This window comes from Paenibacillus planticolens (assembly GCF_013141725.1).
In the GTDB taxonomy this organism is placed as follows: Bacteria; Bacillota; Bacilli; order Paenibacillales; family NBRC-103111; genus Paenibacillus_E; species Paenibacillus_E planticolens.
This window is the reverse complement of sequence record NZ_WHNZ01000064.1, coordinates 1-23,921: the sequence shown is the minus strand read 5'-3', so window position 1 is coordinate 23,921 and position 23,921 is coordinate 1. Positions and strand designations below refer to the sequence as shown.

The window sequence follows — 23,921 nt, the reverse complement described above, 5'->3', positions numbered from 1 at the left end:
AACCCAGCAAATGGTTTCTTGGGATGAATGCTCCCGAGGCTGTTTGCTGGGTTTTTGTTACCTTACAATAGGGGAGGACAACCTATGAAACTGTATATTTCCATTGATATGGAAGGGATTACCGGACTAGTGGATAACACGTTCGTCGATTCCAGACAGATCAACTACACACGCGGGCAGCACATTATGACGGACGAAGCCAATCATGTCATAGGAACTGCGTTTGATGAAGGCTGCAAGGAAGTTATCGTGAATGACAGTCACTCCAAAATGAACAATCTCTTAATCGAGAAACTGCATCCGGAAACCCAACTGATCTCGGGGGACGTAAAGCCTTTTTCCATGGTACAGGGACTGGACGCTTCCTTCGCAGGTGCGGCATTTCTAGGTTATCACACGAGAGCAGCCACAAAAGGTGTGCTTAGTCATACGATGATTTTCGGCGTTCGTAATATGTACATCAATGATAAAGCAATAGGCGAGCTCGGTTTTAATGCCTATGTTGCAGGTCATTACGGTGTGCCTGTTTTATTAGTGGCTGGGGACGATGAAACGGCAATTGAAGCGGAAGAGCTTATTCCGGGCATTACAACAGCAATTGTAAAGAAGCGAATATCGCGAACGTCTGCCGTGTGCTTAACTCCCGAAAAAAGCGGGCAGCTGCTCCGGGAAAAAACGAAGGAGGCACTGGCTAACCGCAGCCGGGTAAAACCGCTCGTACCTCCCGATCATCCGGTTTTGAAGATCGAATTTGCCAACTATGGCCAAGCGGAGTGGGCTCACCTGATGCCGGGTACGACGATAGATGATAACAGCCCTACGGTTACATATCAGGCGAAAAATATACTAGAAGCTTATCAAGCTATGTTAGTTATGACGGAATTGGCGATGAGAACGGCATTTTGCTAAAAAGCGGGAGCGGGTGATAGCGTGACACAATATATTCTTCGCAGATTTATCTCCATGATTGTCACACTGTGGCTAATTATCACGGTTACTTTTGCACTGATGCATACGGTTCCGGGGTCGCCTTTCGAAAAAGAGGGCAAAAATTCGAACCCGACGGCGGTTCAGAACATGATGGAATTTTACCATTTGGACCAACCCATTACGACGCAGTACTTTCTTTATTTACAATCGCTGCTTTCGTTGGACCTCGGGCCCTCTATCGGCCACTTTCCCGATACCGTGAATGCCATGATCAGCCGTGGATTTCCGGTTTCGTTCCAGCTTGGCATGGTGTCCATCCTGATTTCGATCGTCACGGGTATCGCGCTCGGAACGGTCGCCGCACTCCGGCAGAACCGAATCATCGATTACCTCGCTATGATTTTTGCGGTTATCGGCATTGCAGTACCTAACTTCATTGTAGCAACCTTGCTGATCAAATATGTTGCCGTCGAGTGGAAGCTCCTTCCGGTAGCCACATGGGGGACCTGGAAGCATGTTGTCCTTCCAGCACTTGCTCTGTCAACAGGACCTCTTGCCATTATAGCCAGACTAACCAGAGCAAGCATGTTGGAGGTACTCACAGCCGACTATATCGAAACGGCAAGAGCCAAAGGCTTGTCGCCCTTTACGATCGTCATCAAGCATGCGCTCCGCAATGCGGTGCTACCGGTCATTACTTTGCTCGGCGCATTGGTGGCCAACGTACTTACGGGGAGCTTCGTGATCGAAAAGATTTTCGCCATTCCGGGCATGGGCAAATATTTCGTCGATGGCATTAATAATCGCGATTACTCGCTCATTATGGGTACGACCGTATTTTATAGCGCTCTGTTAGTCATAATGATGTTCCTGGTGGATATCGCCTATGGGTTCATTGATCCCCGCATCAAGCTGCACAGGAAGGAGGGGTAACCGATGAACGTTCCGGATTCTTTATTTGTCCCTATGTCCAAAGGCGCAGGGACGGCGGAAGCCATTGTTCGCGTACGGCTGTCTTTCTGGCAGGAAGCATGGATCAGACTGCGTGCAAACAAATTGGCCATGGCGGGGCTGATCATTGTGCTCGTGATGTCGCTGCTCGCAATATTTGGGCCGTTCCTTACGGACCAAAGCTATTCGAAACAGGTGCTGCTGGACGCCAATCAGAAACCGTCGGCAGCCCACTGGTTCGGCACGGATGAGCTTGGGCGCGACGTGTATGCCCGTATCCTCTATGGAGCACGCATCTCGCTATTTATCGGCCTCATGGCGGCTTTAATCGATTTGGTCATCGGCATTATTTATGGCGGCATCGCCGGTTACTTCGGAGGACGACTTGATAATATCATGATGAGGTTCGTTGATCTTTTGTACGGAATTCCATATCTGCTTGTCGTCATTCTGCTGATGGTCGTGATGGGCCCGGGCCTTGTAACGATCATCGTGGCTTTAAGCGCTACAGGCTGGATCGGGATGGCGCGGATTGTACGCGGACAAGTACTAAGTTTGAAATCGTCGGAGTACGTGTTGGCGGCAAGAACGTTAGGCGGAGGAGCGGGATACATTATCCGCAAACATTTGCTGCCTAATGCGATAGGCGTCATTATCGTGCAAGTGACGTTCTCGGTACCGTCCGCTATTTTCGCAGAAGCGTTCTTAAGCTTTCTTGGTCTGGGCATTCAGCCTCCTTTGGCAAGCTGGGGCGTGATGGCCAATGACGGTCTGTCGACCATTTTGTCAGGACAGTGGTGGCGGTTATTTTATCCGGCATTTTTCATATCGATTACGATGCTTGCCTTTAACCTGGTTGGGGATGGCTTGCAGGACGCTTTTAATCCGAAAAGGAGGAGGTAGTCGAGATGAAAACAACGAACTCGTCCGATGTTATTTTGGAAGTGGACAATCTTCATGTCACGTTTACCACGCATGGTGGAGAAGTAAAGGCGGTTCGCGGAGTCAGCTTTACGTTAGGCAAGGGAGAGACGCTGGCTATCGTCGGAGAATCCGGCTGCGGCAAAAGCGTAACAGCGCGCAGCATGATGCGCCTTCTGCCCGAGCACAGCTCGAAAATCAGCCAAGGCAGCATCCGCTACAAGGGCAGGGAACTGACCCTGCTTAGCGAAAAGCAGCTGCGGGAGCTGAGAGGCTCGGAACTGTCAATGATTTTCCAAGATGCCATGACGGCACTGAATCCCACCATCTCCATCGGAGAACAGATTATGGAAGGGATCGTTCGCCATCAGAAAATATCGCGTGCGGAAGCACGCAAGCAAGCAACGGAAATGCTTGAGCTGGTTGGCATTTCCAATCCTGAGACGCGCTTGAAGCAGTATTTGCACGAATGCAGCGGAGGCATGAGACAACGGATCATGATTGCCATCGCAGCGGTGTGCAAACCTTCGGTTCTGATTGCAGATGAGCCGACTACGGCGTTGGATGTGACCATACAAGCACAAATCATCGAGCTGTTCAAAATGCTGCAAAAGAAAACCGGCGTTTCCATCATCATCATCACGCATGACCTCGGTGTTGTTGCGAATATGGCGGATCGGGTCCATGTGATGTATGCCGGTAAAATCGTCGAAGCCGGGACGGTGGACGAGCTGTTCCGCAATCCGCAGCACCCCTACACCAAAGGGCTGCTAGCTTCCATGCCGCGTTTGGACACAGACAAGTCGCTTCCGCTTACGCCGATTGCGGGAACGCCGCCGGATCTGTTTGCTCCGCCGGAAGGTTGCGCTTTTGCAGCGCGATGCAGGTATGCCATGGAAGTGTGCGGAGCCTACCAGCCGGAGCAGACGGCAGTATCGAGCAGCCATTCAGTAGCTTGCTGGCTCCAGGATCCGCGCGCTCAACTTGTATTCCAGCCGCCGATCAAGCGAAATATCATGACGGCTCTAGGATAAATAAGACAATGAACGAAGGGGAGAAGTGCTCATGAAAAAAATTCCAGCATTGCTAATCAGCTCCGTATTGGTCATCGGTACGTTACTAGCCGGATGCAGCAAAGATCCAGGGGCCGGAACGCCAGAGTCCGGAGCCAAGCAGACGGAAGCAGCCAAAGAAGCGAAATCCAAAATCCTCCTTTACAACAATTTAAAAGAACCGACCTCCCTTGATCCTCCGAAAGGATTTGACCAAGTTTCTTATGACGTTGTCAACAATGCGTTTGAGGGATTGACGCGACTTGGCAAGAATCAGGCGCCAGAGCCGGCTATGGCCAAAGAGTGGAAAGTTACGCCTGATGGGAAAAAGTACACGTTTACGCTGCGCGACGGCATTAAGTGGTCCAACGGAGACCCGGTCAAAGCGGCTGATTTTGAGTATGCCTGGAAGCGTCTGTTAGATCCAAAAACAGCTTCTGATGCGGCTTTTCTCGCATATCCTATTGAAGGAGCGGAAGCTTTCAACTCCGGTAAGGGAACAGCGGATGGTGTGAAAATTAAGGCTTTGGACGACAAGACCTTAGAGGTTACTTTGATCCAGCCGGCTTCTTGGCTAGTCGGCATGCTTTCCAGCCCGGCCTTCTTCCCCGTGCATAAGGCTACTGTGGAAGGCAATGCCAAATGGGCAGGCGAAGCAGCTACGATTGTAAGCAACGGGCCATTCAAAATTACGGAATGGAAGCATGACAGCGAGCTGAAAATGGTGAAGAACGATCAGTACTGGGATGCCGCAAACGTAAAGCTGACAGGCGTTACGTTCAAAATGATCAATGATACGAACACCGCGTATCAATTATTTACTACCGGCGAGCTGCATACAACCGGTTCCATTCCGGCCGACATGAGCGATAAATTGTTCGCAGAAAACAAAGTGAAAGTGGAGGACGCCGCAGGATCGGCATTTTACCGCTTTAATGTGAAAATGGTGCCATTCAATAACGTAAACATCCGCAAAGCTTTCGTTGCAGCGGTAGACAGACAGAAGCTTGTGGATTTGGTTCTGAAGCAAAAGCAGAAGCCGGCAGACGGCTATGTATCGCCAGGTCTTAAGGATGCTGCGGGCGGAGATTTCCGCCAGGTTGGCGGCAGTCTGATCAAGTTCGATGCGGCTGAAGCGAAGCAGCTTTTGGCCAAAGGGATGCAGGAAGCCGGATACAAGACGCTGCCGGAAGTAACTTTGACTTATAACACGAATGATGTCTCTCAACGCATTGCTCAAACGCTTCAAGCTATGCTCAAAGACAACTTAGGTATCGATGTGAAACTGGCCAACAAAGAAGGCAAAGTGCTGACGACCGAGCAAAAAGCGCTGCAGCTGCAATTGTCGCGTTCTTCGTTCCTTCCGGACTTTGCCGATCCGATCAACTTCCTGGACGGTTTCCAATCGACGAATCCGTTCAGCCGCACAGGGTGGGTGAATGCTTCTTATGATAAATTGATCAAAGACGCCTACGTAGAATCGGATGAGGCTAAACGATACAAATTGATGCATGATGCGGAAAAGATCTTGATGGACGAAGCTCCGATTCTTCCGCTTTACTTCTATAACTCTACTTACCTGCAAAGCGACAAATTGGAAGGCGTCGTTAGACACGCTTTCGGCTTCCTGGACTTTAAGTGGGCGGATTTGAAATAAAAAGAAGGGCGAGGGAAGCACCTGTCAGGGGTGCCTCTCCCTTTTTTATCCTTGACTGCCAGAAAGGAGATCTTCCATGGTTGAGCTTATTAAGCCTCGGTGGTTAAGTCCTGGCGATACGGTGGCTATTACGGCCCCGGCAAGTTGGGTAGATACGGAGCAAGTGAAAGCGGATTCAATATTTTTGCAAAAAATGGGTCTGAATGTTCGGTTTGGAGATACCTTATCCATGCAATACGGCTATCTTGCGGGAACGGATGAGGCGCGGGCCGGGGAGTTGAACGCCATGTTCGCTGATCCTGCGATTAAAGCGATCATTTGTGCGCGCGGCGGATACGGTACCGGGAGAATAGCCGATCTTCTGGACTATGACCTTATTCGCGCGAATCCGAAGATTTTCTGGGGCTATAGCGATATTACCTTTTTGCATGCAGCGATAGGGCGATTTGCGGGTTTGGTTACTTTTCATGGACCTATGTTGGTTGATCTGGGAAAAGAAGAGGTTCACCCGCTAACGCTTCAAAATTATGAATCGCTGCTTCATCCTGCTGTACTCCGCTACACAGAAGCGATTTCCCCTCTGCAAACGTTGGTGGAAGGAGAAGCCTTCGGACCGCTTGTGGGAGGGAACCTTTCTTTAATCGTAAGTACGCTGGGTACACCTTATGAACTGGATACGAGTGGGAAACTATTTTTTATTGAAGATATCGATGAGGAGCCCTACAGGTTGGACCGGATGTTGAATCAGCTCAGACTGGCTGGGAAATTGGCCGATGCTGCCGGAATTCTGCTCTGTGACTTTCATAATTGTGTGCCGAGCAAACGTAAAGTGTCGCTTACTTTAGAAGAGATTTTTAACGCTCACATCGTTTCCGCCGGGAAGCCGACACTCTCGGGTTTTAAAATCGGCCACTGCTCTCCGAATATTGCGGTTCCACTGGGAATTGAGGCAAGAATGAGCACCTACGAGAAGTTGCTGGTATGTATGGAACCCGGTGTAGAGGCATAAGCTCAATGCTTATGCTTCCGAAGTAGTTTTGTGACATAAGTCTGCTTCGCTTGCACAGCTGCACAAAACTTTCAGGAGGCAACAAATATGAACATTATTCAAAGTGTTGAAGTCATGCGGCAATCGACTCCGCTTAAGAAGCCGTTCAAAACAGCACTGCGTACTGTGTATAGCACCGAATCCATTATTGTTCGGATTGGGACGGACGACGGCAGAGTGGGTTGGGGGGAGGCGCCGGCGACCATCGTTATCACAGGAGACAGCCTGGATAGTATCCATTCGGCTATCGTCAATACGTTCACTCCTTTATTGATCGGTAAAAGCTTGCTGGCATACGAACGCATTCTGCAGGAGATTCATCAAGCGATGATCGGAAGCAGCAGCGCTAAAGCGGCTGTGGATATGGCTGTCTACGATCTTGTCGCACAGAATTGCGGTTTGCCGTTGTACCAGTTCCTTGGAGGATATAAGGATCAGATTGAAACCGACTTTACGGTCAGCGTCAATTCGCCAAAGGAAATGGGAGAAGATGCGATTCGTTATGTGCAGGAAGGCTTCAATGTACTGAAGATTAAAGTCGGTAAGGATAATCTCCTAGAGGATATCGAACGAATGAAGGAAATCCGCAGATGCGTGGGCAGCAGCGTGAAAATTCGCATTGATGCAAATCAGGGATGGCAGGTAAAGGATGCTATTCGCGCGATCCGTCGTATGGAGGACTTAGGGCTTGATATTGAGCTGGTTGAACAGCCCGTGAAAGCTGGAGACATCGAAGGGTTGAAAATGGTTACCGATCACGTGGAAACTCCCATTATGGCGGATGAGAGCGTGTTTACTCCTATTCAAGCGTTTGAGGTGCTAAAAAACCGCGCAGCCGACCTGATTAATATCAAACTGATGAAATCCGGCGGTATATACAAAGCGCAAATTATTAATCAGATCGCGGAAGAATTCGGTGTCGAATGCATGGTAGGCAGCATGATTGAATCCCGTGTGGCCGTAACAGCCGCAGCGCATTTAGCTGCCAGCAAGAAAAATATTACGCGCTGCGATTTCGATGCGCCGTTGCTGATGCTCCAAGATATTGTGGTTGGCGGCGTGCAGTATGACGGAAGGGTCATGACCTTCCCCAAAACAGCGGGGCTTGGCATTGTGGACGTGATCCACAGCCAAAGTGTAGTGGGATCATGAACATGAGCATCAGCATGCCTAAACGAATGACGGTCGTTGTTTCTGTCGCAACGGTATGGACGAAGCCGGAATCTCCAAGGCCAATGGATGAGCCTGCTTTGAAGCATCCGGCCCGAATAAGAGAATGGCTAGGGCGGATGACGCTGAATGACAAGCTGGATTTGTGCATAGCCAACCGGGTTCAAACACAAATTCTTTATGGCTCCGTCGTTCTTGTCGTGGAAGAAGTTATGAAAGAAGGCGAAGGTTGGAGCAAGGTGCTTATCCCGCAGCAGGGAACGCGCAAGGATGCCTTGGGCTATCCTGGCTGGGTGCCAAGCTGCCAGTTAGTTGCTGCGAAAGAAGCCCCTGTCGGCTCCAAACGAGCCGAAGTGATCGCCGATAAAGCCTGGCTGTATAAGAATCCGACCGAGCGGTCGATCGAGTTGAGCTATCTGACCTCTTTGCCTGTGTTGGAGGCAACGGAACAATGGGTGAGAGTACAGACTCCAGAGGGAGTCGGGTATCTAAGCGTGGATGACGTTCGCTTGATCGATGGTCTCCTGGCTTCCGGAGTTGGAGAAGCCCACATCGGACGGGGGATCGTCGAACAGGGGAGGAGGTTCCTCGATCTGCCCTATTTGTGGGGAGGAATGTCCTCTTTCGGCTATGATTGCTCCGGTTTTGCTTATGCTATGCACAAATATTTTGGGATTTTGATTCCTAGAGATGCCTCGGACCAAGCGAAGCAGGGGACTTTCGTTGAGAAGGAACAGCTGGAACCGGGGGATTTACTCTTTTTTGCGCATGAAGAAGGAAAGGGAGCTATTCACCATGTTGGGATTTACGCCGGAGACAATCTCATGATACATTCCCCTGAAACTATAAAAAGCATTGAAATTGTGGATTTGAGCACGATGAATCTAGCCAAAGAGCATTGCGTATCTAGACGGTATTGGAAGTAACGGTTTTGGAAAAGCGCGCAAGGTGCCATAATAGCTCACTCATAGCGGCAGTCCGGGACTTCTTCTTGTCCAAGGCTGCCGTTATTGGTGGTATAATATACCATACTGGGAGTGCCGTTGGTCTAACGGGGCACAAGAGCCCATCGAAACTGATGCATTGAGGTGTAATAAATGGGGAAGATTATTTGTTTTATATCAGAAGATTTTGCTGATTTTGAAATTACTTTAGCATTCCATAAGATTAAAAATGTTGGCAAAAAAGAAGTATTATCGATGGGATACAATCTTGAGTCTGTAATTAGTGAGTCTGGTCTGTATTATAAGCCTAATTTGACAGTTTCTGATGCATTGGAACTGGATGACATAGAGGGATTAATCATCCCTGGCGGACCGATTCGAAATCAACAGAAGGAGTTAACCGAGCTCATCATAAAACTGGATCAAGAAGAGAAAATGCTTGCAGCCATATGTCATGGTCCTCAATATCTAGGTAGAGCCGGTATTTTAAATACAAGAAATTTCACCACTTCATGCTCAGTAGAAAGAATCCACAAATTAGGTGTCATAGATCCTTTTCCCCGTGAAAATTATTTAAATAAGCGTGTAGTCCGGGACGGTCATGTAATTACGGCCATTGGTCGAGCCTTTGTTGATTTCTCTTTTGAGATATTTGATTATCTTGGGGTTTATCAAGATCAGTATGAGGAAAGCGAACAATTATTTAAAGATATTATGGATAGATGATTGTTCTGGAGCGGACACATTAAGTAGTTTCTGAATTCGAGCTTTACGAAGAAGGTCGAAGGGAATTAACGGGAAATTTTCCTCTAAATGGCTTGAAAGAGGACCTCGCAGGTAAAATTGAAGGAAAAACTCCCGTTAATTTGACCGGATTCCGAGAATACTCATGAAATCGGCGCAAATAGCGGGAGTTTTTCCTGTTAAATGGATCTGACAAGCTTCCGCAGACAAATTAGAGGGAAATTTTCCCTTAATTTGATCACAGAAGCATAACTGCTGGGAAGGCTATCCCACAAGTCATAGAAATGACTGGGGATAGCCTCGTTTCGTTAATAGGTCGTTAAGATTTATTTATCGTGTAAAATCCAAATTGTTCAATTTCATCAAGAGCCTTACGTCCAAAAGATTCTACTAACTCATCGGCACGTATTTTGCTTCCACCTAGTGTTAGCCCGTCCCAACGTACAATTCTACCGTCCTTAACCAAATAATAATCATCCATATTATAACCTCCCAAATTAAAATTTTGGAAAACTCTGTGTGTTAGCATGCGCAGCGTATTAATCTGCCTATCCGTATTTTACCACACTCTGCAAGGAAAACATAAGGTGAGCTTTGGCTCCGATTAACAAAGATCCGCCACTTTGATCTGCTCAGGTTCATCTAAAATAATATGGGTCCCGTTAGCAAAATATTGCCAGGGGGCCAAATCCTATTACTTGTTAAATAACTTCTCAAGCGCCTCACGTTGAGGCTGCCTAATATGAACTGCTGGGCGAATGCTTTTCGCTAATTCTTCAGCGTCATGGATGTTATCGCTCTTGCCTAATGTTATCAATGTGCCAATGGCTACAGCGCCAGTGCGACCTTTTCCACCGCCGCAATGGAATCCAACCTTTTTACCGCTCTTATATGCTTCTACAACGTGATTTATTGCTTGCTGGAATAGTTGGTCTTGCGGACCATCCGCATTGTCACCAAGTGGTACCTGCACCCATTCTACACGGTCTGTAGGATAAGCGCACTCCGTGGCCTCTCCCCGTAAATCCACAATAACCTCAACGTTCTCGTTTTTAACCATGTCCTCGACATCTGAAGCTCCGCCAAAAAATATGCTGTCTTCAACCAAAGCTTGATAATTTTTGTGCATAATAAACTCCTTATTTTCCTAATAATTTTACTTGCCTTCTTTCACAAATTGTTCGATCCTGCTTTTAATGGATTCGCGCACTTTACGGAACTTAGCTGTAATTTCTTCTTCCGTCCCAGTTGCTTTGGCAGGATCGTCAAATCCCCAATGCCATCTTTCAGCCGTATCATTTCGAACAACTGGACAGTTGTCGTTGGCATGACCGCACAAAGTAATGATGTAATCAGCTTGAGCCAAAATTTCTGGGTCAATCACATCGGAAGTATGGTTCGAGATGTCGATACCAGCTTCTTTCATTGTTGCAACTGCACGTGGATTTAATCCGTGGGCTTCCAAACCAGCACTTTTTACTTCGTATTTATCCCCGCCTAATGCTTTCAAATATCCATCAGCGATTTGGCTGCGGCATGAGTTTCCTGTGCAAAGAAAATATACTAACGGTTTTTTGTTCTCCATGGTTTCATATCTCCTTTTTGTTTGATGATCAGCGCGACGACCACCGCAATTACGGCAATCGCAACAATTAGCAACCAAATATTCACACTTGTTGTATGAATAACGTGAAGCCATAAATAAAGCCCAGTAAGAGTAATTAAGAGCGTTGGGACAGTAAGAAGGATACCTGTTTTAAAATAATTGCCCCATGTGATTTTTACACCTTTGGTAGATAGAACATGCAGCCATAAAAGTGTAGCGAGTGACCCGATCGGTGTTATCTTAGGTCCAAGATCGCTTCCAACAACGTTGGCGTAGATCAGTGCTTCTCTGATAATTCCGTCTGTATTCGTACCTTGAATGGCTAGAGCATCAATCATAACTGTCGGCATATTATTCATGATGGAGGACAAAATAGCCGACAAGAAGCCCATTCCCACTGTTGCAACAAATAATCCTTGTCCTGCTAAGTTTTCAACGACTTTTCCCAGGGCATCGGTGAGGCCGACGTTTTTCAGGCCATAAACGACGACATACATGCCGATAGAGAATATGACGACAGCCCAAGGGGCATCCGTGATCACTCTTTTCGTTCCGATCACCTTGCTGGATCTAGCCATCAATATGAAGATCAGTGCCACGACGCCTGCAATGATGGAAACAGGAATTTTAATAAATCCGCTGCTTATATACGCGACGAGAAGGATGCCAAGGATAACCCATGACATTCGGAAAAGCCTATGATCTTTGATGGCATCTGAAGGCGGTTTTAATTGCATCATATCGTAATTCGTTGGTATGTCTTTTTTGAAGAAAACGTACAAGACCACCAGGCTTGCTGCTAATGAAAACAGGCTCGTGACCATCATGCGGCTAGCATAAGTGACAAAGTCGATGCCGAAAAAGTCAGCCGATACGATGTTGACTAAGTTGCTGACGATAAGAGGCAATGAAGTTGTATCCGCAATAAAACCACTTGCCATGATGAAGGGTAAAATCATTTTATCAGGGAGCTTCAACGCTCGAACCATCGCCAATACAATCGGAGTTAAAATTAACGCGGCACCGTCATTGGCGAAAAATGCGGCAACTGCCGCGCCTAGCAAAATGACATATACAAACATGAGTCTTCCATTGCCTTTCGCAATTCGCGCCATATGCAAGGCCGCCCATTCAAAAAATCCGATATTGTCTAAGATTAAGGAAATGAGAATGATGGCGACAAAAGCGAGCGTAGCATTCCAAACGATGGATGTTACCGTCAGCACGTCGTGGAAAGATACGACTTGGAAGGCAAGGGCAAGGATAGCGCCGGCAGACGCAGACCATCCAATGTTGAGCCCCTTAGGCTGCCAAATTACAAAAGTTAACGTAAGCAGAAAAATAAGTACCGCAATGTAAGTCATGGTTCCTCCTAATCGCAACAATTTAGATCTTCACAAGATATCGCATCCACTTTGTCTTTTTGGGAAGGCAGGTACTGAAAAAACTCATGCAGAAAGGGCTTATCTTCAATATTTAACGAATAAAAAACCCATTGGCCCTTTTTGGCTTCCTTCACTAGACCACCGGCTTTCAGCTTACGCATATGCTGGCTCACATTGGGCTGACTCGTTTGTAAAAGTTCAACAAGCTCATATACGCATAGCTCACGTTCTTTGAGCAGAGAGAGAATCGTCAACCTCATTTTGTCACCGAGCAGCTTACATACATCAGATAGATTTTCAATATCGGGCAAAATAACACGCTCCTTTACGTTGGGACATTCAAGCCTTATCACTCGTAAATTATTATATAATTATTTGATTATATATAAAGTTAAGATTTTGTAAATCCTTGCGGAATATGAGGGTGGGTTTTTATCGCTTCCAATATGTGCAAATGTGTCGTTGTGTGTTGGGGAAGGTCGGTGTATGGGGAGCCTACTTAGCTCAACTGCAAAAAAGTACATCAAAATCAGCATCCTCCATGCAGTTACAATCCAATACCTGCAATTGTACAGGTAATTTCAATAGAAATGGCCAAAATGGCTTCGTTCACCGAAATTACCTGCACTTTTACATCAAAGTTAGCTAAATAGAACTATTGTATTTAAATTACCTGCACTTTTGCAGTTATCACGGGGGAAGGGGAGGTGTCAAGTAGCTGTCCAAAGCAGTTTGCCGCGCGGCAGATGCTAAGCACATCAACCAGCGGTATAATTGATCAATTTTTCTTGATTAAGTATTGCAATATGGTTCCTATTGGTATATAGTATTGATAAATCAAAAATATTTGATCAAGGAATCGGGTGAGAATAGATGAAGACCATAATCCCTATACAAGAAGTTAAAACAAATACAACACCAAATGACTCATTTTTCATGTCATACGAGTCAAAATTTAAAGCATTAGCTGATAGCAAGCGACTGCAGATCATGTATGAGTTAACTCAGCGCGGTAAAACGTGCGTTTGCGACCTATGTGACATCTTCGATATGGCTCAATCCAAACTGTCCTACCACTTGAAGATTTTGCTCGATGCAAACCTAATTATGAAAGAAGTCATTGGTACTTGGAGTTACTATGAGATTAATCAGGCAGAAGTAAACGGATTACTGTCTGAGCAGCTGTGCTGCATTTTTAGACCAAGCGGAAACTAAATTTTTTTTAGCCAATTGATCAATTTTTTTTGATCAATAAATCAAAATTATTTGATTAAGGGGGTGTTATATTCCTTTAGAATCAACGAGCTTGCGTCCCTTGAAATGACTGCTCGTCGTAAATATTTGAAAAATATATAATTTGGAGGTTCCTCAATGTCTGAAAATAACTTGCTTACTCAAAAAAATTTACCTGTAGCTATTATCGGTGCCGGTCCTGTCGGCCTTGCCGCGGCTGCGCATCTAGCGATTCGTAAGGAGGCCTTTGTACTGTTAGAAGCCGGGAATGAGGTTGGTTCCAATATGGCTTCATGGTCTCACGTCAGACTCTTTTCTCCATGGGAATTCAATATCGACAAGGCTGCGCGCCAATTACTCTCCTCACACGGTTGGAAAGCTCCAAATAATGAAGATATTCCTACCGGCCTTGAGATGATCGAAAACTATTTCAAGCCCTTAGCCAACCTGCCTGAAATTAAACCTTACCTTCACTTCCATGCAAAAGTGGTTGCTGCGAGCCGCAAAGGTTTTAACAAGGTAAAAACACAGGGCCGCGACGAGCTTCCTTTTGTTTTGCATGTTGAGAAAAACGGTGAGCGAATGGTGGTTGAAGCCAGGGCTGTTATAGATGCCACGGGCACGTGGACGAATCCGAATCCCGTCCTTTCAGAAGGGGTTTGGACAACTGAAGAAAATTCTCTAAGAAATCACATTTTCTACGGGATACCCGATGTTCTTGGCAAGCACAAAGAGCGTTATGTTGGCAGGAAAGTGCTTGTTGTGGGGAGTGGTCATTCCGCCATTAATACGCTTTTGGAACTTGGAGAACTTAAGGATCAAGTACAGGAAACGGAAATTGTTTGGGCGCTTCGGAAATCTAAGCTGAAAGATGTTTATGGAGGGCAGGAGCAGGATCAGCTGGCTGCTAGAGGTGAACTTGGCACACGTATTCAAAAGCTTGTCGAATCAGGAAAAGTAAAAGTTTTGACGTCATTTTATATTCAAGAGCTAAAAACTAAAGGTAGCCAAATTCAAGTCATTGGTTCCCATGAGAATGAGTTGCTTTATTTGGATGATATGGATGAGATTGTTTCAAATACAGGCTCCCGCCCGGATCTGTCTTTTTTAAGAGAAGTCCGCGTGACAACGGATTCAAGCCTGGAGAGCACTGTTGAACTGGCACCTCTGATCGACCCTAATGTGCATAGCTGCGGCACAGTAAGACCTCATGGGGAGAAAGAGCTAAGACAACCAGAGAAAAATTTTTATATTGTGGGTTCCAAAAGCTATGGCCGAGCGCCTACCTTCTTAATGGCTACAGGGTATGAACAAGTAAGATCCGTTGTAGCAGCTCTAGTCGGCGATTATGAAGCAGCTGAGAGAGTCGAACTTGATCTGCCTGAAACAGGAGTGTGCAGTATACAGAGGAATTCGTGCTGCGATTCGGAGCAGAGCGACCAATCCCCTGTCACAGCAGAAGCAGTAAGTTCTTGCTGCTCAACAGTTACCAAACCGGCGGTGACGAAGTCTTCTTGCTGGAGCTAAAATCCATTGGCATTTTCCTTGAGGCAATGGGCAGCAGGCAATATTTGTATTGCTTTCAAACCTTTGGCGCATGTAATATAGTCTTTGTGATCTATATTACAAAGGAGTATTTTTTGATAAAGGAAGCAGATTACTGAAATTCAACAACTTGTCCATTTACTAATTTCAATATTCCCACTTGTCATAAACTCAGTGTATCTCTTTATAACAGTTCGTTAGGCATACTTTATTTAGTTTTAAAAAAACAGGGGAGAGATTATAAAGATATAGGTTTTGAGTTTCAGAAAACTGATATCCTACATGGAATCCTTCTCTATGTTGGAATCTATCTTGCATTTATAGTGGCTGTTACGATCTCTCCGAGTTTTGGTCAGACGCCAAAAAATATTGATTTCTTAAAAACAAAAATATCTATTTTCTACTTGTTATTTATCATTATTAATCCTTTTTTTGAAGAACTAATTGTTAGGGCATATACCATAACCGAAACAAAGTATTTATTTAAAAAAGAAGAAATTTCAGTACTAATCAGTACGTTAATCCAAACATCATATCATCTATATCAGGGATTAATCCCTGCCTTGTATGCTGGGATAATGTTTTTTATTTTTTCAATCTATTTTGTGAAGAGTAGGAGGATTGTCCCAGTTATTATAGTACACTTATTCTTTGACTTCATGGCAATGTTAGATTTGGGTAAATAATGGGCTGCTGCATAAAATTAATTTAGCGGAGAAAATGGTGACTCAATGACAAATACAGAAAATGATCTAGCAGTAAATTTACCCATCGAGGAAAGAGCTAAACCTTATGGATTTGGTGGCTGGCTTTACTTCGTAGCGTTAGGATTCCTATTAACTTTCGCGAGCTCTTTATACTATTTGATAGATACTATATTGCCCATCTACCAGGATGGACTTTTCTCTCAATTGCAGGAAGAAAACTGGAAATATTCTTTGGTTATCATCTATGAAACTGTTATAAATATATTTTTTGTGATTTTTCCAGTGTTCCTTGGTTATCTTGTCTTGAAAAAAAAGAAATTATTAAAATATATGGTAATAAATTTTTATTTGATTAACTTTGCTGTTAATATTGGCTATTATTTTATTACAAACTCCATTGAGGAGGCGGCAACTCACGAGTTTATGGGTGAACAAGGCAGAAATATTGTTAAATCATTCGTAACTTGCTTAATATGGATACCCTACTTTATCAATTCAAAACGAGTGAAGAATACATATACGAATTAATCGAAATGAGGCTATGAAAAACAAACCCGGGTTTATTGACGCCGGGTTTGTTGCTGCATAAGTATTACCATCCAAAATTATTGACTAAATAGATAGAAAGGGTAAAAATATGAACTTACATTTGCTATCTTTTATATTACCTCTATTGTTTTTATTGTATCAAGTTATTATTGATTTTATGAATTTGTTTCCGTTCAACGATGTACAAGCAAGAGATAAAAAACTTAGGAAATTTGAAGTGTTTGGGAATTATCCACCTTTAATTATTATTGCGATATTCTTTTATAATGAGGGTGTATGGGCTTGGATCGGATATTCAATGACGATGATTATTATGGTAATGCACTTGTTTTCATGGTGGATTCCTTATTTTACAGGTTACCCAACCTCAGTTCGTAAGGATTATGAAAAGTATTTTAAGCGTACATATAAGTTTTTGCCTCCTATAAAAGATCACATCGTTCCTGATGCAGAGCATGTTGGCGTCGGTATTATTTTAGTCACTACTGTGGTCATTCAGAGTCTATACTTATTTTCTTAAGCTAACTGTTGCTGGATGAGGCAGCGAATAAGGCTGGACTGGCCCCCACTATTCTCAACCTCCTCTGAAGTGATTCCCAAAAAACAAGCGGCTGCCTCAAAAAGTCTGAAAAACACCTGATGGTGCTAGTTAGTGGGAACAATAGTCCGCTATTTGCGCGAAAACCCACCATTCGGAAATTTAGAGGGAACTCCGTTCCGCTATTTGGCCGATTTATCGTGGTGTAAGGGTTGCCAAAGGGAAATAAGGCCCTGTAGTTCCCTCAGGAACCGGAAAGGGGCCTGCCAAACCCAAATAGAGCCCTGTAGTTCCCCTTTCTCTAAGGGAATACTAATAAAACAAGCGGCTGCCTCAAAAAGTCTAAAAAACACCTGGTGGTGCTAGTCAGTGGGAACAATGGTCCGCTATTTGCGCGAAAACCCACCATTTGGAAATTTAGAGGGAACTCTGTTCCGCTATTTGGCCGATTTATCGTGGTGTAAGGGTTGCCAAAGGGAAATAAGGCCCTGTAGTTCCCGCAGGAACCGGAAAGGGGCCTGCCAAACCCAAATAGAGCCCTGTAGTTCCCCTTTCTCTAAGGGAATACTAATAAAACAAGCGGCTGCCGCAAAAAGTCTAAAAAACACCTGATGGTGCTAGTTAGTGGGAACAACGGTCCGCTATTTGCGCGAAAACCCACCATTTGGAAATTCAGAGGGAACTCTGTTCCGCTATTTGGCCGATTTATCGTGGTGTAAGGGTTGCCAGGGGGAAATAAGGCTCTGTAGTTCCCGCAGGAACCGGAAAGGGGCCTGCCGCGGCGAAATAGCGCCATACAGATTCCCTATCACATAGGGAAACTCCCAATAAAAACAAAAGGCAGTCTCAAAAGTCATGAATGACTTATGAGACCGCCTTTTTTATTAATTCAATCCCGCTATCAATCGCTTCAGCACGACTACGGACTCAGCTCTGCTGGCATTGTCATGAGGAGCAAATTCTTGATCCGTTCTACCGTTCATTAACCCGGAATCAACTGCCAATACGACCGCTTTCTTGGCCCAGCTGCTGATGGATCCTTCGTCGCTAAACGAAAGGGACCCATTTGCGTTCATATCTTCTATTTTCGTCCCGGTTGCATAAGCTTTCGCTCTTAAGAGCATGGCTGTCATTTCCTCACGGGTAATGTTTTGCTCCGGTGCGAACGCATTATCCGCAACCCCGTTGATCAGGCCCGCTGCATAGGACTTCTTCACGGTACTTTCATACCATGATCCGGATGAGACGTCAGCAAAAGGATTTTGCCCGGAATCATCCTGCAAATTAAGCGCTTTGGAAAGCAGTGTTGCAAATTGCGCTCTTGTCACATTCGTATTAGGGGCAAAATGATCATCATCCATACCCTCGACGACTTTTTTATCAACCATCTGCATAATATCGGATTTGGCCCAGTGGCCGCTTAGGTCGCCAAAGACTTTCATAAAGCTTGTAGATTCATTTGGCTTAAAAGTTTGACTTCCTAAATTATGATCTACGATTTTGATATCGGTCCATTTAATGTTCGTTGTTCCTGCCTTTTTGGCTTTGAAGGTAATGGTGCCAATTTCGACATTCCCCTTCTCCCCATCCACTTTTCCAATCTTCGTATGTGCAAACGTAACTTCATTGTTCTTCACAATAGGAGGAACGGAGAAACCGTTTATCGCTGTGCTAGCTTTGACGACCTCGATATTGCCGCCATCGATGTTAAATTTGACTTCATATGCGAATAAATCCTGAATATTTTCCCCTTTCAAGGTAACGGTAAATTCGCCGTTATCCGATTCAGTACCGGATGCTGACATCACAAATTGCGAGTCGTCCGCGGCGGAAACAGGGGCAACTACGGCTAAGGATAAACAGAGATTGCAAAATAAAGTAGTGAAAATTGTCTTACGTTTTAGCATATCTATCATCCTCTCATAGAGAGGGGGACAAGCCCCTCAAAAGTATGAATCTTAGATCTCAGAAACAGAACAATACAATTCTCGTAAGCGGTTTCTAGCAATAGATAATATCATTATAAAGCTTTTAGCCAAGAAGAATCCATATATTTTCATCAGGTAAACTTGTAAATTTTTAAGCTCTTCGAAAATTCTATGAAAAGAGATTCGTTGCGAGAATTATTTTTTTAATAACGATTAAATTATAATTTTTAAACAAATTATTCCATTTTAAAACAAATGAAAGCGCTTAGAATAAAAGGGGAAAGGGGGCAAACGATTTTGGCGTAACGGATGGAAGCTTTTATGCCGTTCAATTTCACTAAAAACTGGTTAAAGGAGTGCTATTGATCACGATGAGACGGAGAACATTCAAAAAAATGGTCAGCTTCTTGGGCATAATAACGATGATGAGCAGCGTTTTCATTTCACCCGCGCAAGCGTCAGCGGAAAACGCAACTACGAGCGCAAATATGACCATTTCGGCTGTATCAACCGCCGCAGAAGATAGTTTGCTGCTGCACTACAAGTTCGATCAAACGAGCGGGACGACAGTGGAAGATGCTTCAAACAAAGGCCATAACGGTACTTTGATGGGAGGAGCCACTTGGAACACGGACGGGAAATTAGGGGGAGCCGTTACCCTCAACGGAACGAATGGGTATGTCAAGCTGCCGGACGGCATTCTTGCCGGTCAGAATGACGTAACCATAGCAACATGGGTAAAAGTAAATAACAATAAGACGTGGGGACGCGTGTTTGATTTCGGATCGGGTACAACCAATTGGACGATGCTGACTCTGAGGAACGGTTCCGGATTCATGGAATTTTCAACGACCCCGGAGGGCGGCAGCAAAGAACTAGTAAGCGGCCCCACTTTTCCGACTTCAAAGATCTGGCAGCATGTGGCGGTTGTAAAAAAAGGCAGCAAGAGCACGATGTACATCAACGGTATTGAAGTTGCTAGCACCGCGACGATGCCGACGTTGCCTTCCGTACTGGGAAATACAACGCAGAACTACATAGGGAAATCGCAATATGCTGCGGATCCGTATTTTGACGGCGGCATCGATGATTTCCGCATCTACTCCCGGGCGCTCGAAGTCAATGAAGTGATGGGACTTGCGATCGAAAGCATGTCCAATCTCGAGCTTGTGGCTTACTCCAAAAACTGGCTAAACCTCGGTGACACCTCCAAACAAACGCAAAACTTAAACCTGCCTTCGTCAGGACCGGGCGGAACGTCCGTTACTTGGCAAACTTCAAATGCCAGCATTGTAAAAACCGACGGGACCGTCATTCAACCGGCAGCAGGTCAAGGAGATAAATCCGTAACCCTGACAGCGACGATCTCCAAAGGGGATATTCAAGATACTAAAAGCTTTACTGTTGTTGTATGGGAAGCGGGCTCTACCGCCTACACGATGAACATTAACGGCGGGCAGCCGGCGCATGACGTAAGCCCGACCTTATACGGCATCTTTTTTGAAGATATCAATTACGCTGCAGATGGCGGTCTATACGGCGAGCTTGTGCAGAACCGTTCGTTTGAATTTGATTCACCCCTATATTCCTGGACGAACGTGAATGACGGCGGTGTAGGGCAAGTGACCATTGCGAAAACCGATCCGTTAAATTCGAAAAACCCGAACTACGTCCGTTTATCCGTTACAAAACCGGGTGCAGGCGTAGGAATTTCCAACAGCGGATATGACGGCATTGCGGTAAAAAGCGGCGAAACGTATCATTTCTCCGTGTATACGCGAAGTTCGGATTCGCCATCTAAATCGATTGCCGTAAAGCTTAAAGGGCAGCAGGGCACGGTGTATGATGCGTGTACAATCAACGGCCTGACCTCTCAATGGCAGAAATTAGACTGTTCTCTGAAATCCAATTCGACGGATACGAAAGCAAGCCTGGTCGTAACGGCCACTGACGCGGCTACTGTGGATCTGGATATGGTCTCCTTGTTCCCTGAGACGACCTGGGGGAATCGATCGAATGGACTTCGATACGATCTGGCCGAAATGCTGGATGACCTGCATCCCGGTTTTCTTCGTTTCCCTGGAGGGTGCATCGTTGAAGGGGGTTCCCTCGCGAACCGGTACCAGTGGAAAAATACGATCGGCGATGTGAGCCAGCGCCAAATTCAACACAACCAATGGTCCAGCAATTATTATCAGTCTTTCGGTCTAGGTTTCCACGAATACTTTCAATTGGCTGAAGACACTGGAGCAGAGCCGCTGCCGATTATTTTCATCGGTCAAGTGTCATGCCATTCGACTCCGCCAATGATTCCTCTGAATGAGCTGCAGCCGTATATTCAGGATGCTCTTGACCTGATCGAATATGCGAATGGCGATGTGACAACGAAATGGGGCGCAGCGCGGGCGGCGAATGGCCATCCGGAACCGTTTCATATGAAATATCTCGGCTTGGGCAATGAGCTGTGGGGCCAGAACTATCTTGACCGCTACAATGTTTTCTACGATGCCATCAAAGCGAAATATCCGGAGATGAAGCTTGTCTTAAGCGCAGGAGCCTTTCCGGATGATGCCAACTTCGATCTGACTTACAGCTGGCTGAGCAAAAACGGGCAGAAAGCAGATCTTGTCGACGAGCACATGTATCAATCGCCGCAATGGTTCTATAACAATGTAACCCGTTACGATAAATACAGTCGAACAGGTCCGAAAGTATTCGTCGGGGAGTACGCAGCTCACGGATCAGGCAAAAGGAATAATATGGAAAGTGCTCTCGCTGAAGGAGCGTTCATGACAGGGTTGGAACGTAATTCCGACGTTGTCGGCATGGCATCCTTTGCTCCGCTGTTCGCTTATACGAACCACACGCAGTGGACAACGGATTTGATTTGGTTTAATAATCATGAGGTTTTCGGTACGCCGAACTATTACGTTCAACAACTGTTTAAGAATCACCTTGGACAAAAGCTTATGCCGACTGAGCTTACGAAGAGGAACCAACCATCAAGCGACGTAACCGGCTCAATTGTGTTGGGGTCGTGGAGCACAGCAGTGGACTATGACAATGTCAAAGTAACGGGTGCAGATCAGACGGAGCTGTTTAATAATGATTTTACGAATAGCTCTACCTTGTCACAGTGGAACCAATTTAAAGGAACTTGGGCCATTACGGGCGGCATACTCAAGCAGACGGATGCCAGCGCGACCGATGCAAGGGTCCAATTGCTCCAAGGCCAAAACTGGTCCAACTATACGCTGGAGCTTAAAGCGAGAAAAGTTAGCGGTGCGGAAGGGTTCCTTATCGGTTTTGGAAGCAAAGATTCCAACAACTACTATTGGTGGAATCTTGGCGGCTTCGGCAATACCAAGACGGTCATTGAAAAAGCAGTGAACGGAACCAAAACGACGATCAGCAACACGAGTACTAAATTAATAACGGCAAACCAATGGTACGATATCAAAATTGTGCTGGAAGGCAGCCGGATTCGCTGTTATTTGGACGGCGAGCTTATTCATGACATTACGGACAATGTGATACCCGGACCCCTTTACAGTGTAACAACGAAAGATGAAGTGACGGGCGATCTTATCGTCAAAGTGATTAATATCTCCGGCGACGCTCAAACTACGCAAGTGAACGTTAGCGGAGCCGAGTATATTCAACCGGCGGCTTCCGTTATCGAATTAAAATCGGATTCGAGCGCGGATGAGAATTCATACGATGATCCGACCCATGTGTATCCGGTGACGAAGAAGGTAAACGGCTTTGGGAAATCGTTCACCTACAGTTTCCCAGCGTACTCGCTCTCCGTCATAAGACTGAGAACCACAAGATCGCCTGTTATCGACAGCATTGATAATGTCAATGTCCATACGAGCATTGGACGCGCACCGCAGCTGCCGGCCGTTGTTACGGTGACGAAATCCGATGGCAGCAAGCAAAACGCGGATGTTGAATGGAAGCGAGTCGATGCGGATCAATACGCAACAGTGGGTGTTTTTGAAGTGAAAGGGACCGTTGCCGGCACTTATTTGAATGCTTATGCGAAGGTTCAAGTTGCTGAGAAAGAGAAGGAGAACCCGATTGCAACGCTAACGGGACCTTCGTCCGTCGAGGCCGGTAACGCCGTAGATTTGACTTACGGCTTTAGCGATGTATCCGAGAGTGTTTATGCGAATGACATTACGGTAAATTACGATCCTAACCATTTGGAGTATGTTTCTGCAGATTCCTTAGTTGAGAGGATTCAAGTAGTTGGCACCTCCGAAGACGTAAATTCAGGTAAAGTGAGGATTTTGCTAGCGAATACAGGACCTGCCGTGTCGGGTACTGTTCAATTGCTGAAACTTCACTTTAAAGCCAAACCGGTAAGCGCAGCGACGCTAAGCACTGTAACTTTAAGCGATGTCATCGTAGCTAATAGCAGCGGTACAGAAACAAATCTGAACCGTGGAGATGCCCTGGCGCTCCAAATTACGGTGAAAGATACCGTGGATAAGACGGCATTGTTGAATTTGATCGCGTCTGCCCAGCAGCTTCACGATGCAGCACAAGAAGGCAGCAAGCCGGGCGAGTATCCTGTAGGAGCCAAAGCGGCATTGCTCCGTGCGATTACTACGGCGCAAGCCGTAGCGGATAGCGCCGGTGCGAGCGCACAAGAGGTCAATGCGGCAACGCAGCAATTGGAGGCGGCAGTTCAAGTCTTTAAAGCTTCCGTGATAGCTGCGCAGCAAGGAGATATGAACGGAGACGGTAGGTTCAGTATCGGAGATCTGGCCATTGTGGCAAAAAGCTATGGCAAAACATCGGCAGATCCGGATTGGGATACGCTTCACAAGAAAGCGGATATCAATGGCGATGGTATCGTCGATATTATGGACCTTGCAGCTGTAGCCAGATTGATTATGGAATAAGTCCAGTCAGAAGAAAAAGAATTGGGAGCCCGGGAGGGTTCTCAATTCTTTTTTTGGGGGGGTGAGTGAGGCTTACCCCTTGTTGGTCATGCAAAATAAC

The 23,921-nt window shown here is 45.8% G+C and carries 21 protein-coding genes; 15 read left to right on the top strand and 6 right to left on the bottom strand.

Going from position 1 to position 23,921, the window contains the following annotated elements; all coding sequences use genetic code 11:
- Nucleotides 1-84: 84 nt before the first annotated feature.
- From dppA to GC097_RS27350, 9 genes are all read left to right on the top strand, one after another.
- A complete protein-coding gene (gene dppA, locus GC097_RS27390; RefSeq protein ID WP_171686467.1) occupies nucleotides 85-909 on the top strand; it encodes a D-aminopeptidase DppA in 825 nt (274 codons plus the stop codon).
- Between the two features lie 21 nt (nucleotides 910-930).
- The gene (locus GC097_RS27385) at nucleotides 931-1,863 is read left to right on the top strand and encodes an ABC transporter permease (RefSeq protein WP_171686466.1); all 933 of its coding nucleotides are present in this window, start codon (nucleotides 931-933) and stop codon (nucleotides 1,861-1,863) included.
- A 3-nt stretch (nucleotides 1,864-1,866) separates the two neighbouring features.
- The gene (locus tag GC097_RS27380) at nucleotides 1,867-2,784 is read left to right on the top strand and encodes an ABC transporter permease (RefSeq protein ID WP_171686465.1); all 918 of its coding nucleotides are present in this window, start codon (nucleotides 1,867-1,869) and stop codon (nucleotides 2,782-2,784) included.
- A 5-nt stretch (nucleotides 2,785-2,789) separates the two neighbouring features.
- Nucleotides 2,790-3,836 carry an ABC transporter ATP-binding protein gene (locus GC097_RS27375; protein ID WP_171686464.1) on the top strand — a complete coding sequence of 349 codons (1,047 nt, stop codon included), beginning with the start codon at nucleotides 2,790-2,792 and terminating at the stop codon, nucleotides 3,834-3,836.
- Nucleotides 3,837-3,867: 31 nt separating this feature from the next.
- Nucleotides 3,868-5,511: a peptide ABC transporter substrate-binding protein gene (locus GC097_RS27370; RefSeq protein ID WP_171686463.1), complete on the top strand. Its 1,644-nt coding sequence runs from the start codon at nucleotides 3,868-3,870 to the stop codon at nucleotides 5,509-5,511.
- 76 nt (nucleotides 5,512-5,587) lie between these two features.
- Nucleotides 5,588-6,520, top strand: a complete 933-nt coding sequence (locus GC097_RS27365) for a S66 peptidase family protein (protein ID WP_171686462.1) — start codon at nucleotides 5,588-5,590, stop codon at nucleotides 6,518-6,520.
- 87 nt (nucleotides 6,521-6,607) lie between these two features.
- Nucleotides 6,608-7,711, top strand: a complete 1,104-nt coding sequence (locus GC097_RS27360) for a dipeptide epimerase (protein WP_171686461.1) — start codon at nucleotides 6,608-6,610, stop codon at nucleotides 7,709-7,711.
- The gene (locus GC097_RS27355; protein WP_246294478.1) at nucleotides 7,708-8,655 is read left to right on the top strand and encodes a C40 family peptidase; all 948 of its coding nucleotides are present in this window, start codon (nucleotides 7,708-7,710) and stop codon (nucleotides 8,653-8,655) included. The genes GC097_RS27360 and GC097_RS27355 overlap by 4 nt, the downstream gene beginning before the upstream one ends.
- Before the next feature lie 171 nt (nucleotides 8,656-8,826).
- The gene (locus tag GC097_RS27350) at nucleotides 8,827-9,399 is read left to right on the top strand and encodes a DJ-1/PfpI family protein (RefSeq protein WP_171686460.1); all 573 of its coding nucleotides are present in this window, start codon (nucleotides 8,827-8,829) and stop codon (nucleotides 9,397-9,399) included.
- 337 nt (nucleotides 9,400-9,736) lie between these two features.
- Here GC097_RS27350 and GC097_RS27345 read toward each other — a convergent pair whose 3' ends face one another.
- From GC097_RS27345 to GC097_RS27325, 5 genes are all read right to left on the bottom strand, one after another.
- Nucleotides 9,737-9,898 (bottom strand): hypothetical protein, encoded by a 162-nt coding sequence (locus GC097_RS27345; protein WP_171686459.1) that lies wholly within the window; start codon nucleotides 9,896-9,898, stop codon nucleotides 9,737-9,739.
- Between the two features lie 213 nt (nucleotides 9,899-10,111).
- On the bottom strand, nucleotides 10,112-10,546 hold the full coding sequence (locus tag GC097_RS27340) for a protein-tyrosine phosphatase family protein (RefSeq protein ID WP_171686458.1): 435 nt from the start codon (nucleotides 10,544-10,546) through the stop codon (nucleotides 10,112-10,114).
- 27 nt (nucleotides 10,547-10,573) lie between these two features.
- Nucleotides 10,574-11,002: an arsenate reductase (thioredoxin) gene (gene arsC / locus GC097_RS27335; RefSeq protein ID WP_171686457.1), complete on the bottom strand. Its 429-nt coding sequence runs from the start codon at nucleotides 11,000-11,002 to the stop codon at nucleotides 10,574-10,576.
- Nucleotides 10,981-12,387: an arsenic transporter gene (locus tag GC097_RS27330; protein WP_171686456.1), complete on the bottom strand. Its 1,407-nt coding sequence runs from the start codon at nucleotides 12,385-12,387 to the stop codon at nucleotides 10,981-10,983. The genes arsC and GC097_RS27330 overlap by 22 nt, the downstream gene beginning before the upstream one ends.
- An 8-nt stretch (nucleotides 12,388-12,395) precedes the next feature.
- A complete protein-coding gene (locus tag GC097_RS27325; RefSeq protein WP_171686455.1) occupies nucleotides 12,396-12,719 on the bottom strand; it encodes an ArsR/SmtB family transcription factor in 324 nt (107 codons plus the stop codon).
- 625 nt (nucleotides 12,720-13,344) lie between these two features.
- On the opposite strand from GC097_RS27325, the gene GC097_RS27320 reads away from it, so the two are divergent.
- The 5 genes from GC097_RS27320 (at nucleotide 13,345) to GC097_RS27300 (ending at nucleotide 16,962) form a co-directional block, all read left to right on the top strand.
- Nucleotides 13,345-13,623, top strand: coding sequence for an ArsR/SmtB family transcription factor (locus GC097_RS27320; protein ID WP_171686454.1), 279 nt, complete (start codon nucleotides 13,345-13,347; stop codon nucleotides 13,621-13,623).
- Nucleotides 13,624-13,779: 156 nt separating this feature from the next.
- Nucleotides 13,780-15,168 (top strand): NAD(P)-binding domain-containing protein, encoded by a 1,389-nt coding sequence (locus tag GC097_RS27315; RefSeq protein WP_171686453.1) that lies wholly within the window; start codon nucleotides 13,780-13,782, stop codon nucleotides 15,166-15,168.
- Nucleotides 15,169-15,509: 341 nt separating this feature from the next.
- The gene (locus GC097_RS35370; RefSeq protein WP_171686452.1) at nucleotides 15,510-15,872 is read left to right on the top strand and encodes a CPBP family intramembrane glutamic endopeptidase; all 363 of its coding nucleotides are present in this window, start codon (nucleotides 15,510-15,512) and stop codon (nucleotides 15,870-15,872) included.
- 45 nt (nucleotides 15,873-15,917) lie between these two features.
- Nucleotides 15,918-16,421, top strand: a complete 504-nt coding sequence (locus GC097_RS27305) for a DUF2569 domain-containing protein (protein WP_171686451.1) — start codon at nucleotides 15,918-15,920, stop codon at nucleotides 16,419-16,421.
- A gap of 109 nt (nucleotides 16,422-16,530) precedes the next feature.
- Nucleotides 16,531-16,962: a hypothetical protein gene (locus GC097_RS27300; protein WP_171686450.1), complete on the top strand. Its 432-nt coding sequence runs from the start codon at nucleotides 16,531-16,533 to the stop codon at nucleotides 16,960-16,962.
- Nucleotides 16,963-17,864: 902 nt separating this feature from the next.
- Here GC097_RS27300 and GC097_RS27295 read toward each other — a convergent pair.
- Entirely contained in the window at nucleotides 17,865-18,887 is a 1,023-nt protein-coding gene (locus GC097_RS27295) for an S-layer homology domain-containing protein (RefSeq protein ID WP_171686449.1), read from the bottom strand.
- Between the two features lie 392 nt (nucleotides 18,888-19,279).
- Here GC097_RS27295 and GC097_RS27290 point away from each other — a divergent pair, with 392 nt between their 5' ends.
- Complete coding sequence (locus GC097_RS27290) at nucleotides 19,280-23,821, top strand: alpha-L-arabinofuranosidase family protein (RefSeq protein WP_171686448.1); 4,542 nt, start codon at nucleotides 19,280-19,282, stop codon at nucleotides 23,819-23,821.
- Nucleotides 23,822-23,921: the final 100 nt, after the last annotated feature.